Annotated in this window: 8 protein-coding genes; 2 read left to right on the top strand and 6 right to left on the bottom strand. The window is 59.8% G+C overall.

Features of this window, described 5'->3' with window-relative positions:
* Both C4J85_RS00915 and C4J85_RS00910 read left to right on the top strand, forming a co-directional pair.
* Positions 1–612 carry a hypothetical protein gene (locus C4J85_RS00915; RefSeq protein WP_124365365.1) on the top strand — a complete coding sequence of 204 codons (612 nt, stop codon included), beginning with the start codon at positions 1–3 and terminating at the stop codon, positions 610–612.
* Between the two features lie 16 nt (positions 613–628).
* Positions 629–1,216, top strand: coding sequence for a hypothetical protein (locus C4J85_RS00910; protein ID WP_124408775.1), 588 nt, complete (start codon positions 629–631; stop codon positions 1,214–1,216).
* A gap of 307 nt (positions 1,217–1,523) precedes the next feature.
* Here the strand turns inward: C4J85_RS00910 and C4J85_RS00905 are convergent, their stop codons facing one another.
* From C4J85_RS00905 to C4J85_RS00875, 6 genes are all read right to left on the bottom strand, one after another.
* A complete protein-coding gene (locus C4J85_RS00905) occupies positions 1,524–4,112 on the bottom strand; it encodes an autotransporter outer membrane beta-barrel domain-containing protein (RefSeq protein ID WP_124408774.1) in 2,589 nt (862 codons plus the stop codon).
* A 395-nt stretch (positions 4,113–4,507) separates the two neighbouring features.
* Positions 4,508–5,200 carry a hypothetical protein gene (locus C4J85_RS00900; protein ID WP_124408773.1) on the bottom strand — a complete coding sequence of 231 codons (693 nt, stop codon included), beginning with the start codon at positions 5,198–5,200 and terminating at the stop codon, positions 4,508–4,510.
* 234 nt (positions 5,201–5,434) lie between these two features.
* Positions 5,435–5,878, bottom strand: coding sequence for a hypothetical protein (locus C4J85_RS00895; RefSeq protein ID WP_124405964.1), 444 nt, complete (start codon positions 5,876–5,878; stop codon positions 5,435–5,437).
* A 120-nt stretch (positions 5,879–5,998) separates the two neighbouring features.
* A complete protein-coding gene (locus C4J85_RS00890) occupies positions 5,999–6,340 on the bottom strand; it encodes a hypothetical protein (protein WP_372240625.1) in 342 nt (113 codons plus the stop codon).
* Between the two features lie 153 nt (positions 6,341–6,493).
* Positions 6,494–6,940, bottom strand: coding sequence for a hypothetical protein (locus tag C4J85_RS00885; protein ID WP_124405962.1), 447 nt, complete (start codon positions 6,938–6,940; stop codon positions 6,494–6,496).
* A complete protein-coding gene (locus C4J85_RS00875; RefSeq protein ID WP_256657855.1) occupies positions 6,937–16,143 on the bottom strand; it encodes a DUF637 domain-containing protein in 9,207 nt (3,068 codons plus the stop codon). Before C4J85_RS00875 ends, C4J85_RS00885 begins: the two co-directional genes overlap by 4 nt.
* Between the last annotated feature and the right edge of the window lie 104 nt (positions 16,144–16,247).

Genomic DNA, 16,247 nt, shown 5'->3' with positions numbered 1-16,247 from the left:
GTGTTGAAAATCCTCTTGCGGGCAGCGGCCCTCGTTGCCGCACTGTCGATGACCGGCTGTGTGTCCTACACCGTCACCGGCCCCATCGGCGCCCCGTTACACCCGGCTTCTGTCAGCAGCCCGCGCAGCGCGCAAATCGCTGATGTGACGGTGAACGCCGCCGACGTCAACGACGCCAACAAAACCGCGATCAGCCGTTCATTGACGCTGCAGCTTAACCAGTACGTGCGCGCGGCCGGTTACTTCAAGCAAGTTACCGAGTACCCGGTGCGCCTGGGTGAGCAGGATGTTTCGCTCAAGTTCAACATGACGTCGCTCAAGGGCCATCGCGGCGTGCACCCCGGTTATGTACCCGGCGCCTTGCTGACCTTGACGATCTGGATCTGGGTCAACGGCCCGATCTACGTCGATACCTTCGACCTGGCCGGCGACCTGGTGATCGTCGACCGCGACGGCAAGGAACTGGCCAGCAGCAAACAAGAGGTCAAGTTCGAGCGCAACGTGGGCCTTTACGGTCGCGAATACTGGGCCCCGACCATGGGCGCCAAACAACTGAACGAACTCGTCGCGCAACTGCTCGACACCGCCACCGCCAAACTGGCCAAACCGTAACCGCAGGGAGCACCACATGAAAGGATTGATCAAGCACAGCCTGGTACTCGCGGCCGTCTTGCTGACGGGCTGCGTGTCCTACTCGCAACACGAACTGCCACCGGTACAGACCTGGCCGCCCACCGCCAACGCGCCCGCACACAAACCTACGGCGTACGTGCGCACCACCGGGCTGAACCAGGTCAACGGCGGCCCCGCCAACGCCGCTGCCGGCGCACCTGCCGCCCTTTGGGAAAAAGCCGTGGCGGATGGGTTCCGCCAGTCCAACCGCTTTGCACGGGTGAGCACCGACAAGGTCGACTCGGACATCTACGCCGACGCCACCCTGTACAACAACGAACAGTTCAGCATGGCCTCGGCGATCATCACCGGCGTGACGTTCTTCATCATCCCGTCCACGGCCAAGAACACCTTCACCCTGGAAACCGTGTTCAAGGACAAAGACGGAAAGGAGTTGGGCCGCGTCAAGAAGAGCGAGTCGGTACGCACCTGGATGCACCTGGTGCTGATCGTGGGCATCCCGTTCCAGGCAGACACCCGGGAAGTGGTAGAGGCGTTGACGCGCAGCACGCTGGATGAGGCGGTACAGCGCAAGTTGTTCTGACGGATTCACACAAATCCAAATGTGGGAGGGGGCTTGCCCTAATGCCAGTCAGTTAGGGCTTTTTGTAGGAACGAGGCGGGCGGCTAGCCCTTGCTCGCGAAAAACTCACAGGCACCGCGTTCATTCAGAAAGCACGCGTTATCGTTGACGTTTTTCGCGAGCAAGCTCGCTCCTACAGACGGCGGTGTACGCTTAACTGACTGGCATTAGGGCTTGCCCCCGATGGCGGTGAGTCAGTCAACACATCATTGACTGGACCACCGCTATCAGGAGCAAGCCCCCTCCCACACTTGTTTTGCGGTGTTGCTTAGAACGCGTATCGCGCCTTGAGCATGACGCCGTCAGCATCGAAACCGCTGCGTGCCTGGCGGGTGTAGCTGGCGCCGACGGTGAAGTCCGAGACCTGGTAGTTCACGCCCACACTGGCTTCATAGCTGTCACGCGCCACCGACGCGCCGGTCACGGTAAACGGCGAACCACCCGCCACGAAGCTGGAGGTTTGCGCGACGCGATCACCCATCAGGTCGTGATAGGCCATCAACGTAGCTTCCGGTTGCAGTGTGCCGGCGCTCAACGGCAGGTTGGCCGCCAGACGCACACCGGCGCCCAGCTCGCCCACTTCATAACGCTGCGACGCCGTGCTCAAGGCTGCCGACGAACCTTTCTCGGTGTAGCCATCCATGCGCACGTTGGCATACCGCGCCGCCACACGTGGCTCGATCACCACCGCCTGGGATGGCTTGAAGCTGTAGCCGCCGATCACGCTGGCCGCCAACACATTGCTGTCGTAGCTGCCCTTGGCCGTAGTGCCCGCGACGTGGCGCTTGCTGTCGTTCTCGTTATGGCCGTAGCTGAGGCTGCCATCCACGAACCAGTTCTGCAGCGCCCAGTTGCCGTACAGCGACAGCGCGTGGCCCTCGACGTCGGTCTTGTTGCCCAGGTCCGAATGAATATTCGAATTGAGGTAGCTGTACGCCACGCCCAGAGTGGTGGTGTCGTTCACACGACCGTCCACGCCCACCGCCATGCCGCTGCTGTTGGCCGAGTAACCGTTGTTGCCGCCACGGCCGTCCTGGTCCATGTTGCTGCTCAGGCCCTGCACCCACACGCCGCCGACCTGGTGGCTTTCGCGCTGGTCAGTGAGGCGATTGAAGATCGCGCCGTTGACCACGGTTTGCCCCGATAGCGCCACATCGAGGGCGCCACGGTTGACGTCCGGGGTGAGTTGGTCGGCGAGCTGCGCCAGTTGCTGCGCCGTCCCGGCGTTGGCCAGGCTCTGGAACACCGGGTCGTTTTGGTTGAGCTGGCCGAGCACATCGTTTTTCAACACGTTGACGGCGGTCGCAGCCGACGCCCCCGCGCTGGCACCCGCCAGTTCCTGCTGCACCTGCTGATCGCTTTTCACCGCCACCACGGCCTTGACCGTCTGCGCATCGGCCGAGTAGCTGAGCACGTTCAGCAACGACGACGCACTGGCCACGGCCACGCCGTTGTTCTGCACGTTGGTGGCTTGCAGCAAGGTGTATTGCGTGCCGGATTTAGGCGCGGCGAAGTCGCCCGGGTTGGCGCTGACGGTCAGCTTGGAGGCCTGGGCCAGATTGGCCGTGCCGTTGACGGTGATATACGGCGTGGTCGGCACCACGCTGTCGGACAGGTGCATATCAATGCCCGCGCCGCTGGCCACATTCAGATTGCCGGTGATGGCGGTGCCAGGCGCGGACAGGTTCAGCGAACCCGAGTTGACCGACACTGGCGCGATGATACGGCTACCGGTGAAACCTGCCTGGCCGTCGACGTTGACGGCGTTGAGGTTGAGCAGGTCGCCGGTGATTTTGCCGCCGGTCCAGTTCAGGCTGGCGAGGTTATTGGCGTCGACGGCGATGCCGCTGTTGCTGCGGATTTCGCCGGCTTGCTGGTTGATTTCAAAGCTCGCAACCTGCTCGGCCGCATCCACCTGGATCGCAGTGCCGTCGGCGGTGATGAGGCCGCGGTTGACGATACCGCGCGCGCCCGTGGCGCTGTTCTGCGCAAAGCTGGCGCCGGACAGGTCGAAGGCATTGGCCGCCGCGCCTTTGGCTTCAATGGTGCCGGTGTTGAGGATGTAATCGACGGTGCCCGCGTAAAACGTCAGGCCCTTGGCTTCATTGCCGTTGGCGGAAATCAGGCCACTGTTTTCGATGCGCAGGGGGTTGGTAGCGGTCTCAACTTCCATACCCCAGGCGCCATTACCTGTGGCGATAATCGAGCCCGAGTTGAGCAGCTTGCCGCCGATGGTGGTCGGCGTGCCGCTGTTGACGTCGAGGACCAGGCCGATCGCTTCCGGGCCAGCCATATCAATCACGCCAGTGTTGGAAACGTCACCGGCAACCGTGGTGCCGTGCAGGTAAATACCCTCACCACCGCCCAGGTAGCCGGGAAAGGGCTCGGCGCTCACCGGCGGCGTGGAACGGATGGTGCCGGAGTTGATAACGCTGCCGCCAATGGTGGTAGCGCCGATTTCAAGCCCTTCATAGGCGCCATGGGTCATCAGGATATTGCCCGCCTGAACCACATCCCCAGTGATTGTGCCGGGGTTCAGACCGGAAGGACCAGACCAGAACATCGGGTCGATGGCGATGGCGCGAATGGTTTTGCCCTGTGAGTCCAGCGTGATGTCTGCGCGGTTGATCAGCGAGCCTTGAATGTTGGTGTTCACAAATCCGAGACCGGCGGGGTCAGTGGTGCCGGAATTGACCACCTCGGAAAACTTGCCGGTAATGGTTACCGGCTCGTTAAACGTCTCATTGACCCAAATATTCTTGCCCTGACCCAGGTCGAACTCTACTGCCAGCACCTGGGTGCTGATCGCGCCAACCATGATTGCCAACAGACTTTTCTGGAACTGCTTGCGCTTCATTTCAAACTCCATGAACTACAGGTCAAAACCGCCAAGAGGCCCGGCGGCAGTAGGTGTGCTTTGGGAAAGGATCAATCGATCCGAATGATGCCTCCAACGTCCCTGGGAATCGCAGGCGCGAGCCGGTGCACCGCAGGCGGTGGCAGAAAGGGGTCGTAAGAGGGAAAGGTTCACATCAATCCTTAATGTCATTTGAAAACGCTGCAGTCCATGCAGCCCGACCGATTGCGGGTGGGCGGGGTAAAGACACTGAGATAAACAAAATGTTCAAAGCTATAAGCGGCACGCCCCAACACCGCCCACCCTGTAGGAGCGAGCTTGCTCGCGAAAATCGTCAACGATAACGCGAGCAACCAGAAAAACGCCGCATAGACGCTGTTACATCACCGTCAGCCTTACTTGAGCTCCTTCACCAGATACTGCGCAGAAATCTGCGTAATCCCGGTCAGCGCCCGGCGCAAGGCTTCAGGGTCGGTGCGATAAGTCAGCGGCGTGTAGCCATAAACGTTCTGGCCATTGAATGGCGTAACCGTCTCAAAGGTGCGCCAGATCATCTCATCACCGCGATTCATCTGCGCCACCACGCTAATGGTGGGGTAAATCACGCTGCTGAACCCCTGGGTCAGGCGAAAACCCCACTCGGACACGGTCAACTGGATCTGCGCATCGGCCGGTTCATCGTCACCGACCACCTTGAGCGTCGAGGTCTTGCCCAGTGCATCGACAAAGCCCTGCTTGAGCAACACACCCACGTCGATTTTTTCCGCTTCGATCAGCGTCAGGATCGCCATCGACGTCGGCATCTCTGCCAACTGCCCAAGCTTCATGCCACCAGCCAAACCGGCGCCGCTCAACGCCGCAGTACCCACCTTGGACGCACCGCTGGCCACGCCAACACCCGCGCCAACCCCGGCCCCCAGGGCCGCGCCCCAGGCTTGTTCGCGGCCGAAGTACACCATGTTCTTTTCCCACTTCACGGGCAGGACTTTTACCGTCTTGATCTGCGCGCGGTTTTCGGGAGTGAGCGGGTGGCTGACGCAACCGCCGAGGATGAGGGTAGTGATGAGGATTAGGAGGAGGTTTTTCACATCAGTCCTTTAATGTTTGAGGGTGGAATTTGTATTCGTGGTGCGTTTTTTCGTCGACAACCTATCGGCAATGGAGGGGAAGACGTTAGGGGTTGCGGGTATTCTCCGACGAGGCGACATTTTGATTCCTTGCGTGGGTTTGGTGGTGCGGCTTATAGTCCGGCGGTCGCTCAAAAAGCGACCGGGTTTGGCGACCCGAAGAAAGTGGATCAATTCAGCTCGCGACTTTCCCGGTCATTTCACGCAGCACACCTGATCATCGGAGAGGTAATAAAGCCCCTCAAGTTTTCCGCAAATAGAAGGAAGACCAAAAACCGGTTCTGAGACATAAGAAAGAGGCAACTCGGACCTAATCGAACAGGCAAACTCTGAGCTTTCCCACGCAGGCGTTACTATACCGCTCCAAAAAGTTACGACCTTCCCCTCATCAGATAATATAACAGGCTTCAAGTATTCAACTTCGGCATTAAAGCCCCAATACAAATAACCGCAATATACAGTCCCATTCACACCAAAAAAATCAGCTCGAACAATAATCTGAAAGTCTGAGCACGCGTCTTGTTCGCACAGGGGGCGTACAGTTAACTCGTCCTCCACGGTGTCGTCCATCGGAAAAAACCAAACGTTACAGCTATCAAAATCATCAATCGTTAGCTCGCATACTTGCTTGTCCAACATAACTCGCCATCACTATCTAAATAAATGCAAACAAAAAAGGATAGGTTTATTTAATAGAATTTTAACCAACATGTCGAATTAAAATAAATCTGTCCCCCTTTTGCTTCCTGCTCCCTTTAATTATTCACTTAAAGAGCTTACATCACCAGAATTCAAAAATTCTTGAAAACAAGAAATGACGATATCTATATCTCTTGTGATGAAATTCGCCGGATAATAATCGCCCAGAATCTCAACCGGACTTGTTCCAGCCGACGTATTACTAAGAGTACGCACAGCGTGCTCCCCATTATCGAGGTATTGATTTAGCATCAAAAGATAATTTCCAGAATCAGCGTAAAGGTTGATTTCGTAAGGCCCATATTCAGGTCCCAGGGAAATAGACAACGACGCGACGCCATCGAATTTACTATATTTATTTAGAATGAATTTTACATCTTCCATGGTCGGTTGATGAACCAAAGGGTGGGTGCAAAAGGGATGCAACTTGACGGCAAAAAGGATGCAAATAGGATGCAGAAAGAGTGCAAATAGGGTGCAATCAGGGCGCAACAGAAACTGGAAATACCGGCGCAAGAGTGCGCCGGATCTCAGCCAAAGCAAAACACCTGATGATTAAGACTCTGGCAAAACCGAAAGTACTGCTTTAAAAATATGAGTTCCATCATCAACGGCTGACGATGCTTCATATATTGCTTCGGTCGCTGTCATAAGCGAATTCTCTCCACCAGCTAAGGACAGCGCCGATACAGCACGAGCTTGGCTAAACAACTGAAGACCTTCTAGATTTAAGTTTTGCCCTTCATCCAGGCTGTCTTGCAAGTCAAAATACTTCTCATCTAACTGTGCAGCTAAAGCATCTAGCCCAGAAACCTGATCATTTGTGAGTCTATTACCAGATAGTAGTTGCCTAAGAGACTCGACAACAATAGGCACTTCTACTGGACAAGCCTGAAAAGCAAGTTCGCAAGCCACTTTTACAGCAACTCTTCGTTGCTCCTCACTGACCAACTTAAGCTTTTCTACAAGTCCTTTCTCAACCATTTCTAAACGCATAATCATTGTTTAGCCTTTGGCAGTGGTTTTAATGGCGTTGACACATTGGCCCCTGTCGGCTCAATTACGTTCTGACATGATGCACAGACAGGACGTGTCGCACCGATATCAACAACTTTCAATCCGTTAGCGTTGGCATAGCTGACAATATCCGCTTCTGCGTGGCCAGTTCCAACAACTACTTTCTCGCCTTCTTGCAAACTCACTCCAGGACGAAGATAGCCACGAGGTTCACTTGTACTGACCAGAACAGAGCGAACACCATTGGCATCCTCTACTACCGCAACACCCATAGTTATTCGGCCTTGAGAATTCGCAGGTATTTGTGACTGAATTTCACTTACACGGCTTTGGATAAGGTTAGATGGGTTGTCGTAGGCAAGACCTCGCTCTAGAGATGTACCTGCGCCTTTTGGACCAAAATACCCCTCCGGCAACGCACACGGCCCCGTATTGTGCACCCACGTCTTCAACTCTCCAACATAGAACGTGTGCCCCACGTCCACCGTCAGGTTGAAGGTCTCGCCCACAGGCAAGTAAAGCTCCAGCGACTCCACCTCAGACGATGTGTTGTTCGTCTCGCCATCAGCGAGGGACTGCAGCAGATCGCCCGGTTTCAGATCGATGACAGGAATGAAGTCGCGCTTGGCCGGAACATAGAACGGGTGACCCGGCGTGACTAGCAGGGTTTCGCCCTCAGCTATGCCGTCTGCCCGAACGCTTTTCAGTTTGAGGCGGTAAATCGGCTGGTCGGAACGCTGATGGGTCGCCAGGATCTTAGCGGCGAAGGGTTTGCCGCCTTTTTCCGGTTTGCTCCAGACCACGTCGCCGACTTTGAGCGATTCGATGGCGCGGTCGCCGTTAGGGGTTGAGACTTTAGTGCCGGCAGCGAAGCAGCAGGGCTCTTTGTATTTCGTGAGCACGACTTCATTGCTTCGGGCAGCAAGTAAGTCATCCGCTCTGACGTAGCTGCCTACATCACCAGCGAGGGCAGTCGGTTGATAGGCGCCGACGGATGTGGTCGGTGTACGGGTGCCCGTGCGCTCAAACTGTAACGTGGTGTCAAAGCTGTTGGGGCTCAGGCCGTAGGTTGGGATGTCATCCGCCAATCGGGCCGTCATCCCCGCAGCGGCTTCGCTTCTCGCCACCAGGGCACTGTCAGCCCTGACAAGAGCCGAGGCTTCGCTAGCCTTGGAAATCTGCCCAAACCTGCCAGCAGTAGACCCAGGAGCGGCCATGGTCGCAGCGTCAGTGACTAACTCTGAAACTTGCGCAGCTGACTCATAGCTGTTGCCTTGCAGGCCTGAAACGAATGCCCGACCCGTTTGCCGGGTGGTCATTTGACCAACCGGGTTCAGAGACGGATCGGCAACAGGCCCCAGAAAGTCGTTGGCAACGCCCAGTGCATTTCCACCCAAAAGCTCACTACCGAGCTTAGCAGTGGATGTAACTAGGCCCCACGCACTACGACCTACGCCTGCCACTCCGCCTTTAAAGCTCTCCCGGTAGTCCGTCGGCTTATCGCTGTAGTTCAAATTGGACTGATAGAAATCCACTGTTCCTTGGCTGTTGTGCCCTTCAGGGTCGCCCAAGTAGTCGATATTTCTAGTGCCGTCTTTGTAGGCAGACGGGCGCGTGTCCTTGAAATCAAGAATCAAGGCCGCCGTCTCATTACCACTGTATCCGCGCTGGCTTCCGTCCGCGGACGCATCGGTTCGCGCGTAGTTATCCGCAATGGGTGCCAGAGCCACACCTAAGTGCTGCAAGGTTGCTGTATCGATATTGCTTACATCATCTGCCGAGATTGATTTTCTCCAGCCATCATCGGTGTAATAGGCCAGCGCAACCCCCATGCGCCGCGAGGCCTCTTCCTGACTGATCTTTAAATCCGCCGCCATTTTTGGCGCTTGCTCTTTAATCAGTTCGGCGGCTCGCGGGTGCAGTTGCTCGTTGTAACGTTCAACATTGCCCGCCACCCAAGCGGCGTCGTTCGGATTGCCGTTCACTAGAGAACCAGCCGCAATACCGATGATTTGCGCGGTTGCGACTTTGAATTGATTATCCGTTGCGAAACGATCATCCAGGTACTTACCCAAGTTCTCTGTCGCAATTGCTGTCAGCCCTTCAGCCGCGCCGGCGGCAATGGCGCCGGTCTTGAAGTCCCCGCCTCGAGCAGCTGAAAGTGCGCCACCCAAGATGGCATGCATCAGGACCTTCTCCGCCGAGCCGGGGCTCAGATCAAGGTCGCTCGCCAGATTGCCAAGCCCCTTGTTGCCGGCCGCAGCGGCAAGGTCGAAACCTTGCGACACCAAGGCGGAGCTCAGATTGTCTTTCAAGCTGCCGCCGTTGATGGCTGTAGAAATGCCACTTTCGATGACGGCATGAGTGCCACCGCGCAGGACAGCATCCTGAGCTTTTGGCCAGCTGAGCCAATCACTGGAATAACCCGGGTTCTGCACCGGCCCCGCCGTAGTGACTTTCGCGCCCGCGCCGTCGGCCGGGCTCGCGCCCTTGAACCAATTACTGTCGGCGTAGTTCAACGCCCCGGTCGCCAGCCCAGCGATAGCGGCGTTTTTCAGGCTGCTGCTGCTGAAAGTGTCCTTGAGCGCAATGCCGATGTTGCCTTTGTTGTTGATCGTGCTCACAGCACCGGTACTGGCCAGCGAGGTCAGCGCGGCGGTGGCCATCATGTTACCTAGCCCCGCACTTGTGGCTGCAACCGCCGCCGACGTACTGGTCGCCGCAACCGCAGCTGTGCCGGCGGCCATGGTTGAACCAGCCGATGCACCTGCGCCCACCAATGCACTCGCGCCACCCGCCGTCACAATGGTGACGATAATGATGACCGCCAACATGGCGCCCTGGCCCATGCCGGAGTTGCTGTACTTGAAGGAGTCGTGCAGCTCTTTGACTTGCCGCCAATCCACGTCACCGCGCTTCTCGGCGTCCTTAATCCAGGCTAATTGCGGGTCGGCCTTGACCATGGTGTCGATAGTCTGGCTGACGGTTTGCTGGTCGACTTGTTTGACGTCGATCTTCAGGCCGTTAACGGCTTCGATGACGGTCTGCCCCTTGGCAACCAGCTCACTCTGACGCAAGGTTTCATCGGTCTTGCCTTTGCCCTTCATTGAGAACCAAGCCATGTTGCTCTTGCTCTTGGTATGGCTCTCGTCGTGATAGTCCTTTACGCCTTCAAACGTCACGGCGCCGCCGCTTTTCAGGATCAGGTCGTTGCCGCTGTTGAGCTTGGCGACCTGGTACAGCTGGTCGCCGTTGCTAACCAAAGTCAGGTTGCCTGCGGTTTTGATCTCAGTGCCGACGTTGGTGGTCTGGGTAACTTCATCACGCTTGGCTTTTTTCGCGCCCCAGCCGCCGTTTTCCTTCATGTCATACAGGGTATGCGTGCTGTTCTGCGCCGCCAACAAACTCAACTTATCCCCGCTATACAGATAAGCCTCATTCCCCGCACTGATCCTGCTCGCCACAATCGTGGTATCACGCCCAGCCTGGCTGACAAAATCCCCGCCTGCCGTCAGTACGCTGGCCACTTGGGTGGTCTGGTCGTCTGAGGTCTTGATGCGTTTTTTGCCGTGCTTTTCCTTGCCCTCGACGTTGTGCATGTCGCTGACCGAGGCGACGTTGAGGTCGCGGCCGGCGGCGATGGTGAGGTCTTTGCCGGCCGTGGCGTTGCTGCCGATGATGTTGACGTCTTGCCCGGCTTGCATGTTGATGCTGCCGCCCGCCGTGACGCTGGCGGCGAGGTTTTTGACGTCGGTGGTGATGCTGGATTTGTGCCCGCCGTCGCTGAACTCGTGTTTCACGCGGGTATCGCTGGCGGCGATGAGGTTGAGGTCGCGGCCGGCGGTGAGGTTGGCGTCGTTGCCGGCGGTGAGGGCGCCGCGGTTGGTGAGGTCGCGGCCGGCGTCGATGGCGAGGTTTTCGCGGGCGACGATGGTGCCGGCGCTGGTGTCGGTGAGGGTGCGCATGCCGGCGCCGTCACGTACCTGGATGGCGGTGTTGTCGTTGGTGACATCGCCTTTGAGCGCGGTGAGGCTGACTTGCTTGCCGCGGATTTCGCCGGCCATGGCGTTGCGGATGCTGTCCTGGGCCAGCAAGTTGAGGTTGTTGCCGGCTTCGACCAGGCCGCCGGTGTAGATACTGCCGCTGCTGATGGCGGACAGGTTGTTGCTGGCGCGCAGGGTGCCGACGTTGATCAGGTCGCCGCCGGTGACCAGGTTGAGGTCGCGGCCCTGGATCAGGCTGTTGCCGCGCACGTTGCGCGACTCGGCCTGGGCCAGGTAGAGCACGGGCACGAGGACGGTCTGGCCATCGATGACGCGGTTTTCCATCCACACGATGTCGTGGGTCAGGGCGCCGACTTGCTGGCCGGTGAGGGACACGCCGAGGCTCAGGCGCAGGGCGTCTTTGCTGGCCAGTGCGTTGTCCATCAGGTAGCGGAACTGGTCGGCGTCGCTGTAGAGGCCGCCGGCGAGGAAGCGTTGGCCGGTTTGCGCGAGCACGGCGTCGCGGATCAGGCGGGTTTCGTACTGGCCGTCACCGAGGCGGCGCCAGGCGTTGTCGGAATTGAAGCCGAGTTTGCCGAGCATGTAGTCGGAGCTGAAGAAGCCCGATATCGAGGTGAACTCGGGGTTGGTTTCGATCAGGTAGTGGCTGGTGGGGTCGGCGTTCTTGACGAACAGGCCGTACTCGCCCTTGGGCAGTTGGAAGGTGGGCGAGGTGGTGGGGTCGACCGGGGCGAAGGCGGTGCCGGTGTAGTCCACGGGCACGAAGCCACCGCCAGGGGCCACGCCCACTACAGGCAATACGCTGCCGGGCGCCTGGGCGCTCGGGTCGTTGGCGTGTTTGCTCAGGTTGATGTTGATACCGCCGACGGGGATGCCGGTCTGGTCGTCGCCGAGGGTTCCAGTGAGTTGTGCCAGGGTGTTTTCGTGCAGGGTGCCGTTTTGCAGGGTGCGAGCAACGTTGAGGTTGACCGTGCCGCCGGCTTGTAGCGTCGCCGCGTAGCCAGGGCCGCCGTTGTCGGTCCAGGTAGTGACATTACTGACCTCGGCAAAACGGGCATCGGAAGACCGCGCCTTGAGTGCTTCAAACCGTGCCAGATCGAAGTTGCCGGCTGCGACGGCGGCATTGAACGCTGGGACGTCGTGAAACTCCATCTGGTCCCAATAATCGGTGTCGATCTTTTTGGGTGTACCCACGACGATGCTGTTTTGGCCGGTGCGGGTGCCCGCGCCCTGATTGAGCAGGTCGTTGGCGCTGATGCTCAGGTTGCCATTGGCGGCCAGCAGGCTGTAGCGGTTCTGAACGTTGTCGCCCTGGATGACCACGTCTTTGCCAGCGATTAGGCGAGCAGGTGCCGAGTCCTTGATCGCCGACTCGAGATAGGTCTGGTAAATGTTGATCTGCCCGCGCTTGAACCAGTCGTGGCCGGCGCAATGCTGGCCACAAACCCATTCTATACGGCCGGTTGTCAGTGTCTGGCCCAGCTCGAACTCTGCTTTGGCGTTTTCCACAAACGCGGAATTGATGCCGATATTGCCTTCGCTTTCCACAGTGCCGGAAAGGTTGCTGAAACCTGCCGCACGCCCGCCATCTACCGCCGCAAAGCTCAGGTTGCCCTTGCTGTAGACGTCACCGTAAAGGTTGCTGAAGCCATTGGCGCGCAACGCCATGTCGCCGCCGCTGAACAACAGCGAATCGGCGGCATTGGTGATGCCGTTGACGGCGGTCAGGTTCACCGCGCCCTGGGCACCGAGGGTGCCACGGTTGTCGATTTGCGCGGCTGCGATATCCAGTTGCTGGCGGGCGGTGAGGAAACCGAGGTTGTCCAAGGTGCCGCTCAGGTTGAGCTGAGTGCGTACGCCGGCCAGGCGGCCGCCGTTCTGGTTGAGATTGTTCGCAGCGACGGTGAGGGTTTGCAGAGCCGAGACGCGGCCGCTGTTGCTCATATCGCCAGTGGTGATGCTGATGTCACCGTCGCTGAGCAGTTCGCCGCCGTTGTCCAGGCTGGCCACGTTGAGGACCAAACCCTTGGCGCTGGCCATGCGGTCACCGGCCTTGAGGGCCAGCGCTTGGTCGCTCTTGTAGGTGAGCACGTCGTTGAGTTGCACGCGGCCCAGGCCGTCGACTTTGCCGAACGCCCAGTCGGCGCTGCCCATGCCCTGGATATTGCCCTGGCTGCCGGACAGGCTGGCGGTGTTGAGGTGGAACAGGCCGGTGCCGGCGTGTTGCAGCATGCCGTTCTGGTTGTTGAGGCTGGCCGCGTCGAGGTTGAAGGCCTGACTGCCGAATTCCAGGGTGCCATTCTGGTTGTTTACCGCCCCACTGAGGTTGAGGCTGCTGCTGGCGCCGCCCAGCCCGCGCAGTTGGCCGTTGGCGCTGTTATCCAGGTTGCCACCGGTGAGGGTCAGGCCCTGGTTGGCTTCGATCAGGCCGCCCTGGTTGGTGAGGGTGTCGCGAGAGGTGAGGTTGAGCTGGTTGCCGCTGATCTGGCCGCCTGCGCTGTTGTCGAGGGTGGCGCCGCTGACGGTCACCTGCTCTTTGCCGAACAGTTTGCCGCCACGGTTGGCCAGGGCTTGCACGGTGAGTTGCAGATTGCCGACCAGGCTCGCCATCAGGCCGTCGCTGCCGTTGTTCACGCTGTCGGCGGTGACGCTCAGGCTGTCGCCCTGCACGGTGCCGCCCTGATTATCCAGGCTGGTGGTGGTCAATTCGGTGAGGGCGCCGCCGCTGAGGATCAGGCCCTTGCGGTTGCTCAGGTCCCGGCCGCTGTAGCTCAAGCCCCCGGCGCCGGCCAGCAGTTGGCCGTTGTTGTTGTTCAGGTGCTGGGCGGCGATGTCCAGGCGCTTGCCGCGCAGGGTGCCGCCGTCGTTGTTGAGGGTGGTGAGCTGCTTGACCAATACGCTGCGTTCGCCCGCATCGATCTGGCCGCCGACGTTGGTGAGCAGGCCGCTGACCTTGAGCACCACGTCGCCGCCATCGCTGACCAGTGCGCCTTTGTTGCTGTTGTTGAAGGTCTGCGCGGTCACGTCGACGGTCTGGCCCAGCAGGATGCCGGCGCTGTTGTCGAAACGCTCGCCCTGCAATTGCAGCAGGCCTTCGCTCTGGATGCGGCCCTGGGCGTTAAGCAACTGGCCCGGGCCTTTGAGCAGCAGGCTGACGCCCTGGGCACCACCGGCGAGCAGGCCGGCGCTGCGGTTGTCGAGGCCGGAGGCGCGCACGTCGAGTTGGTCACCCAATACGCGCCCGGCACGGTTGTCGATGTCACCGCCGGCAACGTCGAGCAGCAGTTGCTTGCCGACGATCACGCCGTTCTGGTTATCCAGGTTCGCGGCGTGCAGTTCAATATCGCCCTGCCCCGCCTGCAGGCGGCCCTGGGCGTTGTTGAGCTGTTGCGCGGCGGTGAGGGTCAGCTTGCCGGTGTCGGCGCTCAGCACGCCGTTGGCATTACTGCTGAGGTTGCCGGCAGTGACGTTGAGGTCGGTGCTGGCCTGGGCGAAACCCTGGTTGTTGTTGAAGGTGTTGGCGACGGTGAGGTTGAGCGCGCCGCCGTCCGCCTGGATCAGCCCCTTGAGGCTGTTGTCGAGGTCACTGGCATTGACGGTGGCGGTCTTGGCCACCAGCACGCCGTTCTGGTTATTGAGCTTGCCGGCGTTGACCGTCAGGTCGTTGGCGATGACTTGGCCGCCGCTGTTGTTCAGGTCGGCACTGGTCAGCACCAGGCTGCCACCGGCCATTTCGATACGGCCCTGGCGGTTGTCCAGAGAGGCGCTGTTGAGCGTGGCGGCCTGGCCTTCGCCGAAGCGGATCAGGCCGCCGAGGTTGACGATGGCCGGCGAGTTGATCGCCAGGCTCTGCTCGCCGTACAGGCGTGCGCTGACACCCTGGTTAGTCAGCTTGGCGCTGCTGAGGTCGACGGTCTTGGCCTGGATGATCGCGCCCTGGTTGGTCAGCGCCTGCGCGGCGGTGATCGCCAACGCGCGGCTGGCCAGCAGGTTGCCGGAGGTGGTGACGGTTTGCGCGTTGACCACCAGATCGCCGGTGGTGTTGCGGGTGTTATCGGCGGCGACGCCGGCTTCGATGATGCCGGGGTTGTTCACGTTGGCCGCGTTGAGTTCGATGCGCTGGCCGGCGGCGATGCTTTTCTGGTTGACCAGGTTCTGAGCGCTGGTGACCTGCACGTTGCCGTTGGCGTAGACCTTGTCGGTCAGCTCGACATTCGGCGCCGTGACCTTGACGTTGCCGGTGGCCGCCGCCTGCGCCACGCTCAACCGCCCATTGGCATCAAGCTGGATATCCCCACCACTGGCCGCCAGCGTACCGTCGAGCTTCACGCCCACACCGGCCTCGGTGCCCACCAGTTTGATCGCACCGGCATACATGCCGCCCAGGGCCGAGGAGTCGATCGCCAGCTCGGGTTTGGCGCTGCCGTCATCGGCGCGGACGTTGGTTTTCAGGGTTTGCGCATCGACGTCGTTGCGCCCGGCGATCACGTTGAGTTCGCGGGCGTTGATTTTCGCGTTGATCTTGGCGGAGCGGGTGATGATGTCGAAGCGGTCGACGTTGCTGGCGTTCAGGCCTTCGCCGTCGATGGTCACGGCGCCGCCGTCGACCTGGTAGCTTTTGAGCTGGCCGGTCGGGTCGAGCACCGGTTTGCCGGTGGTCAGGGTCACGTTCGGCGTGTTGATAAAGCCGCAGCCGCTGCAGGTAATCCCGTACGGGTTGGCGACGATGACCTTGGCCGACTGCCCCGCCACTTCGGTATAACCGCGCAACTGGCTGGCGCTGCCGCCGTTGACTTCGTTGAGGATGACGCTGGCCGCGCCGCCCTTGAGGTTGGGGTTGCCGACGATGTAGCCGCCCAGCTGGGTGTTCACCACGGTGCCGGTGGCGTTGTTGAGGATCACGCCGTTGGGGCCGACGTTGTACTGCTGGAACTGGTTATGGGACAAACCCGCGCCGTTGGGCGTGGCGATGTTCACCACCGGCACGCCATTGCCCGCCGCACCCACGGTGGTGCCCGGCGCGCTGACCACGATGCCCTCGGCCTGGGCCAGCAGCGGCTGCCAGAACAGCGCGTTGGCCAGGATCAACGCCAGCCCGCGCTTGGGCAGGCCGAAGAACGCGTTGCGCGGCTTCAGGGCGGCAGAAGGTTGGCGGGCCAGAAAGGCGAATTGGCGAACATCCATTTTCGTAGTCTCGTTGCAGCGGGCATTAAGGACATGCGGTAGTAACCGGCGCTGTGGCTCGCTCATTACTGTCGACACGCGATCGTCAGGCTGGCGGGAAATAG

The organism is Pseudomonas sp. R4-34-07, assembly GCF_003852375.1.
In the GTDB taxonomy this organism is placed as follows: Bacteria; Pseudomonadota; Gammaproteobacteria; order Pseudomonadales; family Pseudomonadaceae; genus Aquipseudomonas.
Note: the sequence above shows the minus strand (reverse complement) of the source record. Positions and strands in the feature narration are given on the sequence as shown.